Source organism: Nostoc sp. LEGE 12454 (genome assembly GCF_056620565.1).
Genome location: NZ_JBWQXL010000003.1, coordinates 1 through 17,521 on the forward strand (window position 1 = coordinate 1; position 17,521 = coordinate 17,521).

General features: G+C 44.6%; 10 protein-coding genes. 5 read left to right on the top strand and 5 right to left on the bottom strand.

Annotated features, from left to right (window positions below; all coding sequences use genetic code 11):
* The first annotated feature begins 5 nt into the window (after window positions 1-5).
* On the top strand, window positions 6-3,182 hold the full coding sequence (locus tag AC1F2U_RS04155) for a hybrid sensor histidine kinase/response regulator (RefSeq protein WP_480260174.1): 3,177 nt from the start codon (window positions 6-8) through the stop codon (window positions 3,180-3,182).
* Between the two features lie 217 nt (window positions 3,183-3,399).
* Window positions 3,400-5,469 (top strand): prolyl oligopeptidase family serine peptidase, encoded by a 2,070-nt coding sequence (locus AC1F2U_RS04160; protein WP_480259970.1) that lies wholly within the window; start codon window positions 3,400-3,402, stop codon window positions 5,467-5,469.
* A gap of 28 nt (window positions 5,470-5,497) precedes the next feature.
* On the opposite strand, the gene AC1F2U_RS04165 is transcribed toward AC1F2U_RS04160, so the two are convergent.
* Together AC1F2U_RS04165 and AC1F2U_RS04170 are read right to left on the bottom strand one after the other, a co-directional pair.
* Window positions 5,498-8,110, bottom strand: coding sequence for a hybrid sensor histidine kinase/response regulator (locus AC1F2U_RS04165; protein WP_480259971.1), 2,613 nt, complete (start codon window positions 8,108-8,110; stop codon window positions 5,498-5,500).
* 54 nt (window positions 8,111-8,164) lie between these two features.
* Window positions 8,165-9,403, bottom strand: a complete 1,239-nt coding sequence (locus AC1F2U_RS04170) for a YlcI/YnfO family protein (protein WP_480259972.1) — start codon at window positions 9,401-9,403, stop codon at window positions 8,165-8,167.
* Window positions 9,404-9,564: 161 nt separating this feature from the next.
* Between AC1F2U_RS04170 and AC1F2U_RS04175 the strand changes: the two genes are divergently transcribed.
* The gene (locus AC1F2U_RS04175) at window positions 9,565-10,041 is read left to right on the top strand and encodes a Uma2 family endonuclease (RefSeq protein WP_480259973.1); all 477 of its coding nucleotides are present in this window, start codon (window positions 9,565-9,567) and stop codon (window positions 10,039-10,041) included.
* 392 nt (window positions 10,042-10,433) lie between these two features.
* On the opposite strand, the gene AC1F2U_RS04180 is transcribed toward AC1F2U_RS04175, so the two are convergent.
* Entirely contained in the window at window positions 10,434-10,901 is a 468-nt protein-coding gene (locus tag AC1F2U_RS04180) for a hypothetical protein (RefSeq protein ID WP_334898484.1), read from the bottom strand.
* Between the two features lie 384 nt (window positions 10,902-11,285).
* Here AC1F2U_RS04180 and AC1F2U_RS04185 point away from each other — a divergent pair, with 384 nt between their 5' ends.
* Window positions 11,286-14,102, top strand: coding sequence for a M16 family metallopeptidase (locus AC1F2U_RS04185; RefSeq protein ID WP_480259974.1), 2,817 nt, complete (start codon window positions 11,286-11,288; stop codon window positions 14,100-14,102).
* Window positions 14,103-14,401: 299 nt separating this feature from the next.
* On the opposite strand, the gene AC1F2U_RS04190 is transcribed toward AC1F2U_RS04185, so the two are convergent.
* Window positions 14,402-15,418: a sulfate/molybdate ABC transporter ATP-binding protein gene (locus AC1F2U_RS04190; RefSeq protein WP_480259975.1), complete on the bottom strand. Its 1,017-nt coding sequence runs from the start codon at window positions 15,416-15,418 to the stop codon at window positions 14,402-14,404.
* 95 nt (window positions 15,419-15,513) lie between these two features.
* Window positions 15,514-16,020, bottom strand: coding sequence for a membrane protein insertion efficiency factor YidD (yidD, locus tag AC1F2U_RS04195; RefSeq protein WP_480260175.1), 507 nt, complete (start codon window positions 16,018-16,020; stop codon window positions 15,514-15,516).
* Between the two features lie 193 nt (window positions 16,021-16,213).
* On the opposite strand from yidD, the gene chlP reads away from it, so the two are divergent.
* Window positions 16,214-17,434, top strand: a complete 1,221-nt coding sequence (chlP, locus tag AC1F2U_RS04200; protein ID WP_322684096.1) for a geranylgeranyl reductase — start codon at window positions 16,214-16,216, stop codon at window positions 17,432-17,434.
* The last annotated feature ends 87 nt before the right edge of the window (window positions 17,435-17,521 follow it).

Here is a 17,521-nt window from a genome sequence, read left to right on the forward strand (position 1 = left end):
ATACTGTGGATGAACTATCAGAAACTATTAGTTTTGGGGAAACTTCAGATTCAGCATTATCCGAAGCACAGCTAGGTGAGTTGTTCGACTCTGAAGATGTCGCAACAAATGAATTGACCTATATTCAGATGGACACCACAGAGAATACTGTGGATGAACTATCAGAAACTATTAGTTTTGGGGAAACTTCAGATTCAGCATTATCTGAAGCACAGCTAGGTGAGTTGTTCGACTCTGAAGATGTCGCAACAAATGAATTAACCTATATTCAAATGGACACCACAGAGAATACTGTGGATGAACTATCAGAAACTATTAGTTTTGGGGAAACTTCAGATTCAGCATTATCTGAAGCACAGCTAGGTGAGTTGTTCGACTCTGAGGATGTCGCAACAAATGAATTGACCTATATTCAAATGGACACCACAGAGAATACTGTGGATGAACTATCAGAAACTATTAGTTTTGGGGAAACTTCAGATTCAGCATTATCCGAAGCACAGCTAGGTGAGTTGTTCGACTCTGAAGATGTCGCAACAAATGAATTGACCTATATTCAAATGGACACCACAGAGAATACTGTGGATGAACTATCAGAAACTATTAGTTTTGGGGAAACTTCAGATTCAGCATTATCCGAAGCACAGCCAGGTGATTTGTTCGGCTCTCTCGATGAAAATCCCCAACTGCTGTTTGAAGATGTCGCAACAAATGAATTGACCTATATTCAGATGGACACCACAGAGAATACTGTGGATGAACTATTAGAAACCATCAGTTTTGGGGAAACTTCAGATTCAGCCCAGACAAGTCCAGAAGTTTTAGAGACTGAGGAAAATAATAATTTAGAAACTACCTTTGATACAAGACAAAACACAGTTGTTGAAAATAATTTATTGTTTACAAAAACTACTGAAATAGTTGCTCAAGAAGATGAATTTGCAGACTTGGCAGCATTATTAGGAGAGGACGTAGCACCCATCCCCAAAACTAAAAAGATACCAGAAGTAGATTTTGCTGCCTTGGAAGACTTGCTAAGTACAGATAACAACAGCGATGTCTACGACGGGCTACGCCAACGCCAGCCCTTCAACACTCAACCAGTCTCAGCTAAAAATGCTATTCCATCACCAGCCATAAAAGATGAATTTGGTGACTTAGAGAAATTGCTGGCAGAAGCGAATCAAACAATATCCCATTCTACTGTAGTAAAATCGAACACTAGCCAAGCTACCCGTCCCTCTACTCGTCGGGCTGCGAGATTTGAAGAAACTATGAAGGTTCCAGTTAAGCAACTGGACGATATGAGTAATTTAGTTGGGGAGCTAGTGGTAAATCGCAATACCTTAGAGCAGGATCATGAACGACTGCGACAGTCATTAGATAACTTGTTAATTCAGGTACAACAACTCTCAGATGTAGGCGCAAGGATGCAGGAGTTGTACGAGCGATCGCTACTGGAAGCTTCTCTATTAGCTGGACGTAAAAAGAAAGATCCTGGCGGCTTACAAGCCCCTGATTCCAATGCCGATAGGGGTTTTAGCGAGTTAGAAATGGATCGTTTTACTCCCTTCCATACGCTGTCCCAGCAGATGATTGAGCGTATTGTGCGAGTGCGTGAGTCAGCAAGTGACATTGATTTTGTTACCGAAGAAACCGAGCGCGTAGCAAGGCAGTTCCGCCAAGTAACCACCCAGTTACAAGAGGGATTAACGAGAGCGCGAATGGTGCCTTTTGCTCAAACTATCGATCGCTGGCGGCGAGGAGTGCGCGACAACGCCATCAAGTGTGGCAAACAAGTAGAGTTGGTGATCGAAGGTGGTGATACCTTAATTGACAAGATGATTTTGGATCATCTTACCGATCCGTTGACTCACATGCTGAACAATGCGATCGCTCACGGTATTGAAACGCCAGAAGAGAGGCAAACTGCTGGTAAACCACCTGTAGGAATCATTACTATCCGTGCTTTCCACCAAGGCAACCAAACGATCATTTCTGTAGGCGATGATGGCGCAGGCATCGATTCCGCTAGGGTTAAGGCTAAGGCGGTGAAGATTGGCATGATTACAGAAGCGCAGGCAAAAGCCATGTCTCGTCTGGAAGTCTACGATCTACTGTTCCAGTCTGGTTTTACGATTAAAGACCAAGCCGATGAAATTTCCGGTCGTGGTGTGGGTATGGACGTAGTGCGCTCCGAGATTAGCGAAATTCGGGGAACAGTTAACACCGATTCTGCGATTGGAAAGGGAACCACCTTCACCATTCGTTTACCACTGACTCTAAGTATTTGTAAAGCTCTCTGCTGCGTCTCCGATCGCTCCAGGATCGCCTTCCCAATGGATGGTGTAGAAGATACGCTGGATATCCCAGTCAAAAATATTCAGCATGATGCCAATGGGCAATCATTTATTTCCTGGCGCGATACGGTGTTACCATTCCGACCTCTGAAGGAACTTTTAACCTTCAATCGCCAAATCAGTCGCGGTAATGTCTATGGCGGCACCAGAGATGATGATATGGTTTCTGTGGTTGTGGTGCGATCGGCAAATACCTTGATTGCTCTACAGATTGACCTGGTGTTAAGCGAACAAGAAATTGTAATTAAGCAATTTGAAGGGCCAGCACCTAAACCGATTGGTGTTGCTGGTGCTACAGTCCTGGGTGATGGTCGGATTATGCCCATTGCTGACGTGCTAGAAATAATTGACATCTTCCAGGGACGGATTTCTACTCAAGCTGGTGGCAATTCTTGGCAACAGAAACTCACTCCTCCAGATACCTCTCCCGCGAAGATTGACCCGACAGTGTTGATTGTCGATGACTCAATCACAGTCCGAGAATTGCTATCGCTGACATTTAACAAAGCAGGTTATCGCGTAGAACAGGCACGTGACGGTCAGGAAGCTTGGGATAAACTCCGTTCTGGTCTGCCTTGCGATATCGTATTTTGCGATATCGAAATGCCCCGTTGCGATGGACTGGAATTACTCTCTCGCATCCAGAAGGACTCTAACCTTAACCACTTACCGATCGCAATGCTCACCTCGCGCGGTGCAGACAAGCACAGACAAATTGCCGCTCAACTCGGTGCTAGTGGCTACTTTACCAAGCCCTATCTCGAAGAAGCTCTACTTGAAGCCGCAGCGCGGATGCTGAAAGGAGAGAAACTCGTTAACTAAATCATCCAAAAGACTTCGATTTTAAGGAAAACTCTACACGCTTCTACCTGGATTAAAGCTGATACTATTTTTTAGTAGTACAATTGTTCTATAAGCAAAAATAGCACGTATTGCCCCGTCAGAAGCCGGGGCTTTCTTTTTGAGAGCAATTAGAGTGTATACCCCAAGTCTTGGGTCTATCTTTGTAGTATGTAAAGAAGCACTTTGACCTAAGACTATGCCTTCTTCTGAAAAATCTCTCACTTATCCAACCAGCCATAAGAGCAATCAAGCTGATAATTACCACGGTACTTTAGTCGCAGATCCTTACCGTTGGTTAGAAGATCCTGACTCTGAAGAAACAAGAACTTGGATTGAGGCACAAAATCAAGTTACTTTTGCCTACCTGAGTGAAATTCCTGCTAGGGAAAAAATTAAACAGCGCCTCACCAAACTTTGGGATTATGAAAAATACGGTATTCCTTTTAAAGAAGGCGATCGCTACTTTTATTTCAAAAATGACGGACTGCAAAATCAAAGTGTCTTTTACACCTTGAAAACCCTCGACGACCAACCCCAAGTTTTACTCGATCCCAATAAACTCTCAGAAGATGGCACTGTTGCTCTTTCGGGATTGTCGATTAGCGAGGATGGTAAACTTTTAGCTTATGGTCTATCCTCCTCCGGTTCTGATTGGCAAGAGTGGAAAGTCCGCGATGTTGAAACTGGTGAAGACCTTCAAGACCATCTGAAGTGGATTAAATTTTCTGGCGCATCTTGGACACACGATAATCAAGGTTTTTTCTACAGTCGCTACGATGAACCAAATGAAAAAACTCGATTAGAAGATGTTAACTATTATCAAAAGCTCTACTATCATCAACTAGGGAAACCCCAATCAGAAGACGTACTAATTTATCATCGTCCTGACCAAAAAGAATGGGGTTTTAGTGGCGGCGTTACTGAAGATGGACGCTATCTAATAATTTCAATTTGGCTAGGTACTGACTCTAAAAATTTGGTTTTTTCCAAAGATTTAACTAACCCTAATGCGGAAGTTGTAGAACTAATTAATCAATTTGAGGCAGATTATAGCTTTATCGACAATGATGATAGCGTCTTTTATTTTCGCACAGATTTAAATGCACCAAGGGGAAGAGTTATTGCGATTGACACGAAAAACCCTGCGCCAGAAAATTGGCGAGAAATCATCCCTCAATCAGCAGAAACTTTGGAAAGTGTCGGTATACTTAACAATCAATTCGTTGCTGATTACCTCAAAGATGCTCACAGTCAAATCAAAATTTTTGACCTCAAAGGTGCATTTATTCGAGAGGTAGAACTACCCGGACTCGGTTCAGCCGGAGGCTTTGGTGGTAAGCGTTATGATACTGAAACTTTTTATAGTTTTACCAGCTTTACCATACCAGGCACTATTTATCGCTACGACATGGCGACAGGAAAAAGTGAGATTTTCCGTCAACCACAGGTAGATTTTAATCCTGATGAGTACGAGACAAAACAAGTCTTTTATCACAGCAAAGATGGTACTAAAGTACCAATGTTTATTACCCATAAAAAGGGCATTAAATTAGATGGAAATAACCCTACTTATCTCTATGCTTATGGTGGTTTTAATGCTTCAATGACACCTGGCTTTTCTGTGAGTCTGTTGGTGTGGATGGAGATGGGTGGTGTCTATGCTATGCCTAATATCCGTGGCGGTGGAGAATACGGCGAAGAATGGCATCAAGCAGGAATAAAAGATCAAAAGCAGAATGTCTTTGATGACTTTATTGGGGCTGCTGAGTGGTTGATTGCTAACAAGTATACTAAGACTGAGAAGCTAGCGATCGCAGGTGGTAGTAACGGCGGTTTATTAGTGGGTGCTTGTATAACGCAACGTCCCGATTTGTTTGGTGCAGCAATACCCGCCGTCGGCGTCATGGATATGTTGCGGTTCCACAAATTTACCATCGGTTGGGCTTGGACTTCTGAATATGGTTCAGCAGATAATCCAGAAGAGTTTCCAGCGCTGTATGCTTATTCGCCATTACACAACATCAAACCAGATACAGCTTACCCAGCAACCTTAATTACCACAGCCGATCATGACGATCGCGTTGTCCCTGCTCATAGTTTCAAATTTGCCGCCGCTTTGCAAGAGGCTCATAGAGGTGATGCGCCAACCCTAATTAGAATTGAGACTAAAGCCGGACATGGTGCGGGTAAACCCACGGCTAAAATTATCGAAGAAGCCGCAGATAAATGGGCTTTTTTGGTACGTGCTTTAGATGTGAAATTTTAGCAATTTTGTCGGGTGGGCATTGCCTACCCTACGCGACTAAACTAACTATCGCCCTCACTAACTTCTCTGGCTCTACAGGTTTTGTAATGTGAGTTTGAAATCCTACCTGAAGTGCTCTTTGTTGGTCAATTTCTGCGGCATAAGCGGTCAGTGCGATCGCTCGAATGTTTCCTCCTTGATTCGGTGGGCGAGATCGAATCTGCTGCATCAGCATATAGCCGTCCATCTGTGCCATACCTATATCACTCACTAGCACGTCAAAAGTGAACTGCTCTAGAGCTTGCAAAGCTTCTAAGCCAGAAGCGACGGCTGTCACATTTGCCCCGCTTTGTGATAGCACAAATGCCTGAAACTCGCGGGTATCTGGTTCATCATCCACCAGCAAAATTTGAACGCTGTCTAAAAGCACTTCTGTTTTTGTCTGTGTGTGGATTGGCTCGCATGGGTTGAGCTTTGCTCTTGCCGCAGGCATCGATGTTGCCTGCTGCATGAGGGGCAATTGCATGATGAAGGTTGCGCCTTGATTTTCACCCTGACTTTCTGCTGTAATCCTGCCTCCATGCATTTCTACAATTTGTCGCACGATCGCTAGCCCCAATCCCAACCCGCCAAATTTGCGTGTCGTTGAGCCGTCTTCTTGCCGAAAATACTCAAAGACATGGGGCAAAAACTGTGGATTGATGCCCTTGCCAGTATCGATTACCTGAATCTGAGCTAGCCCATCAAGTTGGCGCAGTTCAATGGTCACTTGTCCGCCGTTAGGTGTGAACTTAACCGCATTGGTAAGCAAATTCCACACCACTTGCTGCAAACGGGCTGCATCCCCAAAAATCGGAGCGATCTCAAAGTCAAGATCGAGAGCGATCGCAATATTTTTTGCTTCTGCTGCCAAACGCACTGTTTCAACGGCGGCAGAAATCACAAAGGTCAACCTGACTGGAGCCGCTGTTAAACTTAGTTTGCCCTGCATGATCCGCGAGATGTCGAGCAAGTCTTCGATTAGTCGCGTCTGTAAATTGGCATTGCGCTCAATAATTTTCAAGGCTTCGGCTCTACGGGTTTCGCTCAGTTTGCCGTTTTGTAGTAAGTGCGTCCAGCCCAAGATCGGGTTGAGAGGCGATCGCAATTCATGAGACAGTACCGCTAAAAACTCATCTTTGATCCGATTGGCGCGATCGGCTGTCTCTCTTGCAGCTTGTTCGCGGGCAAGGAGTTGTTCTCGTTCTGCCTGAATGCGTTTTTGCTCAGTGATATTGAGTACAGTGCCGACAAAGCGCTGTGGATTGTCGGCAGCATCAAAGTAAGCCTGTCCTCTTGCCGCAATCCACCGTTCAACTCCATCCTGAATCCCGATCGTGCGATATTCTACGTCATATTTGCCGCTGCTTTTTGGATTCAAAGTCCATTGCACCACCTGTTCTAGTCGTTCGCGATCGTCAGGGTGCAGTCCGGCAAAAAAGACCTCAATACTGCTCTCGGCTTCTGGTGGTAAGCCAAACATGGCTTTGCAACCCTCATCCCAAATCAATTGATTAGTGATGAGATTCCAGTCCCAGGTGCCTAATTGGGCAGATTCGATCGCCATGCGAAAGCGGTTTTCGCTGTCGCGCAGTGCTGCTTCGGTGCGGGCGCGTTCGACTGCCGCCCAAGTACGCTCGGCTACTTCTTCCGCCAAGGACACCTCGTTTGGTGTCCAAGCTCGCGACGCAGATGTGTGAACTGCCAGACCTGCTACAAATTCTCCCTCTTTGACCAGGGGTATGCCGATGTAAGCACCGATCTCAATGGCGGCGTAAGCCGATCGCTGATCTGGGGAGAGGTTGGGATCGGCTTGCACATCGGACGCGAACACGGCGCGACCAGTGCGGTAGGCTGCGAGCAGTTTGGGGCCGAACGAATCAATCGGGTAGTTGCCAGCGAGTGCTGCGGCTTTGTAAACATAATCACGCTCAACGACATAATCAGCGCCGCGAACCTCGAAGTACGCTACACGGTTCGCGCCGAGATATTCGCCAAGCACACGGCTGGCTGTAGCCTGAATCTCTACTGGGTCGGCAAGTGGGCGAAGCGCGTCGGAGAGAGAGACGCGGAAAGCATTAAATTCGGCGGTTCGCCACGAAAGTTCTTCTGAGAGTTTGCGATCGCTAATATCTTTGAAGACAATGGCAATTTTTCGCGCCTCCGGCTCACCCATACGACAGGCATAGACATCGAACCATCGGTTCATTGCAACAGAGCCATTTTCAAAGCGAGCAGGTTCACCCGTTAGAGCAACTTGACCGTAAATTTGAATCCAATGGTCTTCTAAATCTGGAACTAACTGACGCGCCGTTTTCCCGACTGCTTGTCGAAGTCCCGTTTGTTGCTCAAAGATAGGATTGATCTCTAAGAAGCGGTAGTCGATCGGCGTATCATTTTCGTCAAATAGCACTTCAATAATGCAGAAACCTTCATCAATCGACTCAAACAGCGTCCGGTAGCGTTCTTCGGATTGACGCAGGGTTGTGGCAGTTTGAATCTGCTCGGTAACATTCCTGAAATAAACGGCGATCCCATTTGGAGCGGGGTAGGTGCGAACTTCGTACCAGCGATCGTGATCCGGGTAAAACGCGGTCATTGACGCAGCCACACGATCGCGCATAGCGCTCCAGTAAATCTGCTCCAACTCATTGCCAATCAGTCCTGGATATTCTTCCTATAAATTCTTGCCAACTAAATCGCCTGGAGTGCGATCAAGTAGTGTTTCGGCAGATGGATTCATATAGGTAAACTGCCAGCTCTCATCCAGTGCAAAGAAGGCTTCAGCGATACTCTCCAAAATATTTCGAGTCTGCTCCTCGCTTTGGCGCAAGGCTTGCTCTACCTGTTTGCGCTTGGTGATGTCTCGCGCCACACCTGCCACTGCATCTACTACGCCGTTTATACCCATAATTGGTACAAAAATGTATTCATAGGCGCGCATACCGATTGCGCTAGTGTAGGACATTTCATCCTTGAGCGGCTGGCGCGTGGCGATCGTCTGTTCAATCTGTTGCTGATGTCGGGTCGCTAAATCGGTTGGATAATCCAGTTCAAAAAAGTTCTTTCCCAAAGCTTCATCCGAAGTTTTCTGCCAAAGATTGAGCAACGCCGGGCTGACATACGTGAACCGTCCCGCCAAATCAAAGGTGTAAATAAAATCGGGAATTGCCGCGACGATCGCGTTGAACTTCCGCAGTTGCCCTTCGATTTCGGTGCGGCTCTCACGTAATGCTGCTTCAGCACGGGCACGCTCAACGGCGGCCCACGTCTGCTCTGCTGTTTCCTCGACTTGTTTCACTTCATCTTCCGTCCACTGGCGAGGGTTTGCCTGATGCACTGCCAGCAAAGCGACAAATCGATCATTCTTGATCAGCGGCACATCAATATGCGCGGCAATATCGATCGATCGATACCTTGCCTTTTCGCTGGCTGTGTATTTAGGGTAGTTGGCCACATTGGGAACGATCGCCGTTCGCCCTGCTCGATGGTCGTCTGTCAGGTTGCGTCCGAAGTCTTCTAGATGGTACAGGCCACTCAATTCGGCAACGTCGTTCGTGTAGTTTTTATGAACGATGACCTCCTTGCCACCAGGTAACACTTCAATGTAAATGACGCGGCTTGCGCCTAGAGACTCGCCTAGAATACGGGCAGCGATCGTCTGAATCTCATTAGCATCAGTCAGCGGGCGTAGCGCATTGGTGAGCTTGACTCGAAACGCATCGGCTTGGGTAACTTGAGGCAGGGAGTTTTCTGCCCTTGCCTTGCGATCGGCAGCCCATCTCTGGCGGTGTTGCATTTCCCGTTCTAAAGCCTTAACTATTAAATCATTAAATGATTCGCTACCTTCCTTGAGTTTCCTGGCTTTTGCAAGCAAGTCAGGCGGAAAACAGATTGTTAAGGCTTCGCGTTCCATAGCAATGAGTGTAACTAGATATCGATACCATTTATTGTATTGTGCCCATAGAATAGTACGACTGAATTTGGTTTCACTCTCCTTATCTGCAATCAGAGGGTGAGTCTTAATATTGATAGATGAGTTAAAATTCAATCAATCACTCTAGGCAGATATTAACCATGAGATGGGAAGAAGTTTGCGAACACAAACAATTACAAGATTTACCCTTCAAAATTGAATTAAATAAATGGGGACAAATTGTAATGAGTCCAGTCAAAATTAAATATTCTTTTTATCAAGGAAGAATCCAACGTTTATTAGAATCTTTATTGAATACGGGAGAAGTAATGCCAGAATGTGCTATCAACACATCAGACGGTGTGAAAGTTGCTGATGTTGTCTGGTGTTCAGAAGAAAAATTTTCTCAAATTGAAGATGAAGTATCAGCATCTATTGCACCAGAAATTTGTGTAAAATTCAAATCTAGTGGTAACACTTTGGAAGAAATGGAATTTAAAAGAAATTTATATTTAGAAGCTCAAGCTGTGGAAATATGGTTATGTAATGAACAAGGTCAAATGACATTCTATAATGAGCAAGGGGAGTTAGAGCAATCTTTGTTAGTTTCTAAGTTTCCTAGACAAATTAAACGGTAATTTTAGAGAATAAGGGAGAAAGCGATCGCCTAAATTAATTATTTTTAAAATGTATCTTAAAAGTCTTGATAATCTTTAATTAAAACTTGCATAGAATAACCTTTACTTAATTTAAATTATCATCTATTTCATAAATAATGCAATATCAACCTTAACAAAGGGTTAAGCAATAATGATGAAGGCAAACAATTATTTACCTTCACCCTCAATACGCTTCGGTTAAGATTTTTTGATGAAAATTCTAGATTATTAAAGATGCGATAAATCACCCTCTCTACGAAGGAATGATTATTGTAGAGACGGCGATTCATCGCGTCTTGTCTTAATCGAACAGTATTACCGCTTTTCCCGATGCGAGCAAGAAGTTTAATATTTTTATCCTTCTTGTGTAGTTAAAACGCGACAGCTTGGGCTGTACCAGTCAAATGGATTGTCGTATAAGTTTGTCTTTGCCCCTGGTTGAATTTAGGAATCACAGAAAAGAGGTTTGTTGTTGTGATTCCCTTAGTTTCTACTGCGGCTGAGTTGCTTTTTCCAAGGTTTACACGGGGTAAGATCAAAGTAAACACGGTATTGCCAGTATCTACTGTCTTACGGATAGTCACAGTTACTAGTGTACCAATTTCTGTTTCTACACTACGGATCTGCTCAGTACCTTGAAAGTTTAATGTCTGTTGCTTATCTTTATAGGTAAAAAGGGGCTTGCCAATAAAGCTTGTCGTTGAGTAACTAATGCTGACATTCTTACCTTGAAACTGGTATAAGTTTGGTATTACTTCTGAGGCATTAGCTGATAATACAGGTATTGCTGTTAACAGCATACCTAATGTAAACGATCCAATTAAGTTTCTTGTTTGCATATCTAAAAAAGTTTTTGCTAGTTTGACAGAGATACTTACCCGAATGGGATGACAATAAGTATCAAACTAATTTTAAAAGTAAATATTACTACAGTCGTGTAAAATGGAACACATTGCAATGCTTGTTAATATATTTGCAATAATTTCTAATATTCTGTAAAAGTTCGATCTGCGAACCTGATAACCCTTGGGTAGTTTTAACAAATGCACCCAGATATGCTATGGGCAAAAAGTAGTGCAGCAATAAATTTATATATTCTCTCCTTTGAAGGGATTTGATTTCATTTTTGTCTTATTCCCTCAATAACTAGCAACTTGAGTTAGATTTAAATTTTGAAATACCCTTTGGGGTTTTATTTTAAAATTGGAAATTTTGTATTGCTTATGAAACGGCGATCGTACATGCTTTTAGGATTTTTCCTCAGTCTTATTTTAACTATCGTGCCAATGCCTGGCAATTTCACTAATGCTGCAACACCAACAGCAGTAACACCTGTCTCAGCTCTCTCATTCACCCAAGGAGTGCAAAAAACGGTATTAGACAACGGCTTAACGGTGTTAACCAAAGAAGTTCATACTGCTCCAGTGGTGAGTGTGCAAGTTTGGTATAAAGTTGGTTCGCGCAACGAGGTAAAGGGAGAGAATGGTATTTCTCACCAGCTAGAACATTTGATGTTCAAAGGTACAAATGACCGTCCTGTACAGTTTGGACGGTTGTTTAGTGCTTTGGGTAGCCAGTTCAATGCTTTTACTAGTTATGACGAAACAGCTTACTTTGGCACAGTGCAGCGAGACAAATTGGAAGCACTGCTGACACTAGAAGCCGATCGCATGGAAAATTCCTTAGTTGGGCCTGAACAACTCACAAGTGAAAAGCGGGTGGTAATCTCCGAGTTACAGGGATACGAAAATTCACTAGGTTATCGTCTGAGTCGGGCAGTGATGCGAGCTGCTTTCCCCAATCGAGCTTATGGCTTATCGGTGGGAGGCACAAAAGCCGATGTAGAGAAATTCACGGTGGAGCAGGTACGGAATTATTACCAAACCTACTACAGCCCAGAAAATGCCACGTTGGTGATTACCGGGGATTTTGCTACAAAACCCGCACTCAAAGTTGTCCAAGAAACTTTTGGTAAGTTATCGCAACGGGCAAAAAAGGATACGGCACTCCCTAATGCCAGGAGAGCAATTGATAATTCCTCGGCATCTTCTTCCATTGCTGACGCTTCTCCGTCTACCCCTGTTGCGAAAAAAGCACCGATTGTCCTCAAGCAACCTGGAAGTGCAGCACTATTGCAAGCGGTGTATCCTCTGCCAGATATCAAACATCCTGATGTCCCAGCAATTGATTTGATGGATGCCATTCTTACAGGTGGACGTAGTTCTCGACTTTATCAGGCTTTGGTGGAATCTGGACTCGCTAGTTCAGTGAGTGGTGGTGCTGCCGAACTCATCGAACCGGGTTGGTATGAAATTGATGCTACGGCGGCTCCCGGTCAAGAGTTGGGGAAAATTGCCCAGGTACTCCAGGAATCTTTAGTAAAATTGCAACAGCAGCCAGTTACCTCAGAAGAGTTGAAGCGGGCGAAGACGCAACTGCAAGCTTCGTATATTTTGGGAAACCAAGATATCACTAGTCAGGCTAATCAACTGGGATATAACCAAACGATCGCAGGGGATTATCATTTTATTGAAAGGTATCTGGCTGCGATCGCGAAAGTGACTCCTGCTCAAGTCCAGAAAGCAGCGAAAACTTATCTCAATCCGGCTCAACAAACCATCGGCTTTTTTGAGCCGACTCAACCAGATGGTAAACCAGGAACTTCTAGCGCTGGTTCTAGTCGCACGGTGGAAAATTTCAGCCCTGGTAAGCCTGTAGATCCAGCAGAACTGGCAAAATATTTGCCACCTGCTACATCAGAGACAGATTCCAATAAACAATCACTACCAGAAGAGTTTACCTTAAAGAATGGTTTGAAGGTTTTGCTGTTGAGCGATCGCAATCTTCCCACTATTAACTTAAGCGGACAAATTGACGCTGGTACTGAATTTGATGGCAATCAAAAAGCTGGATTAGCGAATCTAACTGCAAGCAACTTAATGAATGGGACGCAGACTAAAAATGCTCTGACCCTAGCAAAAACCTTAGAAGACCTGGGAGCCGGTTTGAGCTTCAGTGCTAGCCGTGAGGGAGTTAACGTTAGCGGTGAGGGACTTTCAGCAAATTTGCCAATATTGATTCAAACTCTGGCAGATGTGTTAGAAAACGCCACTTTCCCCGCAGATCAGTTAGAACTGAGTCGCCAAAGGGCATTGACAAGTCTGAAAGTCCAACTGGATGACCCTAGAGGTTTGGGAAGGCAAGTATTCCAACAGGCAATTTACCCTGAAAATCATCCATTCCACAGCTTTCCCACAGCCGAGAGTTTAAAGACTATTACTCGTGATGATTTGCTTGGTTTCTACCAGACACACTACCGACCGGATACTACGACGATCGCAATAGTTGGAGACTTTGATTCAGTTAAGGTAAAACCTTTGCTAAATGAGGTGTTTGGTAAATGGCAAGCCACAGGTAAGCCACCTGTTCTCAAAATGCCGACCGTAAAATCACCACAAACTTTGACACAACTAAACAAAATAATTCCCGGTAAATCTGAGGCTGTCACCTACATCGGCTATAACGGCATCTCTCGGAAAGACCCACGTTATTATGCAGCACTGGTGCTAAATCAAATTTTGGGTGGTGATACCTTATCGAGCCGCCTGGGTACAGAAGTGCGCGATCGCCAAGGTTTAACCTACGGTATATATAGTGCTTTTGCCGCCGGGATTAATCCCGGGCCGTTCTTGATTCAAATGCAGACTGCTCCTGGAGATGCTCAAAAAGCGATCGCCAGTACTCTCGCTTTACTAAAACAGTTACGCGAGCAAGGAGTAACTGAAGCTGAATTCAACACAGCAAAACGCTCAATTACTAATAGCTATCCTGTGGATTTAGCTAATCCTAGTGATGTATCAAGTATCATTTTGGATAATGCTGTTTTAGGGCTTTCACGCTCAGAAATCCGAGAGTTTCCCCAGCGGATTCAAGCAGTCACTATGGCTAATATGCAACAGGCAATTGAAGATTTAATTAAGCCAGAAAATCTGGTGATTGTCACCGCCGGGCCTGGAGATAGTGTAACCAAGGGTAGCTAATTATTTCAGAATAGCAGGAGGCAGGAGGCAGGAGGCAGAAGGCAGGAGGTAAAAACCTTGCTATTCCTGAGATTTACGCTTGTCATTATGTCCTAATCTACCTGGCAACTGCTATAAATAACAATCCTATCTGATTGGTAAAAATCGCAATAAAAAGATCCCCAACTTCTCTAAGAAGTCGGGGATCTTTTTGTTCACGAATGATTTATACCATTTTACGAAATGCTTGATACAAATGATTTGTCTCTAACTCTGCTCCCCTGCTCCCCTGCTCCCCTGCCTCCTGCCTCCTGCCCCCTTCAAATTGAATAAGACACTGGAAAAGACTTTGCATCCTTTGGCTTCACATACACTCGTTGTAGAGGTTCTAACTCTAAGTCATTAAAGCGATCGCGTGTTAAATGCGCCATCACTACTTGCCCGTCATCGAAAGTTAATTCCACCTGAATTTCCCAACCCAAATGTATTAATCGGCTTACTGTTGCAGGTGTAGTGGTACCGTTAGCAGCCTTTTCTAAAATCACATCTTGCGGGCGCAAAAATACTTGTGGGTGTGGCGCATCAAACCCGCTGCTTTGAAAAATCTTCGAGGTGCTGGGTAACACATTCACCGGGCCGATGAAGCTCATTACAAATGCCGTGGCAGGATTATCGTAAATTTCTGCTGGTGTCCCCACCTGTTCCACACGTCCTTTATTCATCACCACAACCTCATCGGAAACTTCCATTGCTTCTTCTTGGTCGTGGGTGACGAAAACTGTGGTAACATGAACCTCATCATGGAGGCGGCGTAACCATGCCCGTAAGTCTTTGCGGACTTTAGCATCAAGTGCGCCAAAGGGTTCATCTAGCAATAAAACTTCCGGTTCTACTGCCAATGCCCTGGCTAAAGCTACCCGTTGTCTTTGACCGCCAGAAAGTTGTGATGGATAGCGATCGCCTAATCCAGTCAATTGCACCAATTCGAGTAACTGTTCTACTCGTCCTTTAATCCTCTTTGGCTGTGCCTTACGAATTTCTAAGCCAAAGGCAATATTTTGCTTAACAGTCAAATGCTTGAATAGGGCATAGTGCTGAAATACAAACCCAATATTTCGCTGTTGCACACTTTGGTATGTAGCGTCCTTACCGGTAAGCAGAATTTTGCCGCTATCTGGCATTTCTAAACCGGAAATCAACCGTAATAGCGTAGATTTACCCGATCCCGATGGCCCGAGTAACGCAACTAGCGAACCACTCTTAATTTCCAGGCTGACCTCATCAACTGCCTTGAAACTCCCGAATTGTTTGGAGACGTTCTCAACTACTATACCCACTGCTACTATAACCTCTGCAACTAAATCTACAGATCCTTGGTAGGATTACTGTGTCCTACATATACCATATATCGTTATTTATGGATGAACAAGATTTAGCTACTGCAACTGCCGCAATCGAGGAAGCTACAGTCAGCACCACTGCAATCTAGGGAACTACAATCAGCAGCACCACAATCTAGGGAACCACAATCGGGAGTTATGCTAACGATCTCGACACAATTACAGCCCAAATCGGCACAATCAAAACAGTTAGTATTGTCGCTACTAATAAACGAGGATTTTTGAGCAACTTTACCACGTGCTTGTCGTTGCTGTATGTCCGCTTCATCCTGTGTGGATTCTTCTGAGTTTTCGCTCTGCATTCGCAAAATTTGGTTGGCTTGCTTGCAAGCTTGAAATCGTTCGCGGGAATTAACAAAAGCTGCTTTTAACCCTTCCTTGACAACTACTTGCTTAATGTATTGAGAGCAAGATTCGCCGCCATATAGTCTTCTGTAGGCACAAGCAAAACCTTTGTGCGGAGAAATATGTTTTTGATATCGATTAATTGCGACAGTACTAACTTGTCTAGTAAAAGAATCGAATAAGGAAATCTGCATATTGAGGACTGGGGACTGGGTAGGCAATATTCTTCATTCTTCCCAATCCGCAATACCCAATCCCCAACCGCCATTCGTATCGAAACATTAAGGAATATTGCATTTGTGCAGAAACCTAGAGGAAAAGCGCCAAATCACTAGAAAGACCGTGGTAGTATGCTCTCGGTAAATGTGAAGATTGGGAGAAAGACCTTTGACACTACGGGTTGCTGTTATTGGGTCAGGCCCTGCTGGTTCATCTGCCGCTGAAACACTGGCAGCCTCTGGGATTGAAACCTACCTGTTTGAGCGGAAGCTAGACAATGCAAAGCCTTGTGGGGGCGCAATTCCCCTGTGTATGGTGAGTGAATTTGACTTACCACCAGAGATTATCGATCGCCGAGTACGGAAGATGAAAATGATTTCGCCTTCCAATCGCGAGGTTGATATCAATCTGGTAAATGAAGATGAATATATAGGAATGTGCCGCCGGGAAGTGCTAGATGGCTTTTTGCGCGATCGCGCGGCAAAAGTCGGCGCAAATTTAATTAATGCAACTGTTCATAAACTCGATATACCAGGAAACAATACCGATCCCTATACGATTCATTACATTGACCACACAGATGGTATATCACAGGGTATTGCCAAAACTCTGAAAGTGGATCTGATTATTGGGGCAGATGGGGCTAATTCCCGCGTTGCCAAAGAAATGGACGCTGGAGATTACAATTATGCGATCGCCTTCCAAGAGCGAATCCGCTTACCCGAAGACAAAATGGCCTACTATAACGACCTCGCCGAAATGTATGTCGGTGATGACGTTTCTACTGACTTCTACGCTTGGGTTTTCCCCAAATATGACCACGTAGCTGTCGGTACTGGCACAATGCACATCAATAAAGCCAGCATCAAACAGTTACAAGCTGGTATCCGCGCCCGTGCTTCCGAAAAGCTAGCTGGCGGTAAAATCATCAAAGTCGAAGCCCACCCAATTCCCGAACATCCCCGTCCCCGTCGTGTCGTCGGTCGCATTGCTTTGGTGGGAGATGCTGCTGGTTACGTTACCAAGTCCTCTGGTGAAGGTATTTATTTCGCTGCTAAGTCTGGGCGGATGTGTGCCGAAACCATTGTGGAAGCATCTAACAGTGGTAGCCGTATTCCTACAGAAGGCGACCTCAAGGTTTACCTAAAACGTTGGGATAAAAGATACGGACTCACTTACAAGGTGCTGGACATTCTGCAAACCGTATTCTATCGTTCTGATGCTACCCGCGAAGCCTTTGTGGAAATGTGTGATGACCTCGATGTACAACGGCTAACATTTGATAGCTATTTGTATAAGACGGTTGTCCCAGCTAATCCCATCACCCAATTGAAGATTACTGCCAAAACCATTGGTAGTCTAATTCGGGGTAATGCCCTTGCACCTTAATTGAGGGCAAAGGACTGGGAATTCCAACAAATAAATTACTCAATTTTGTGGGGTGGATATCTTGCGCGCTGATTAATCAGGGCGGCA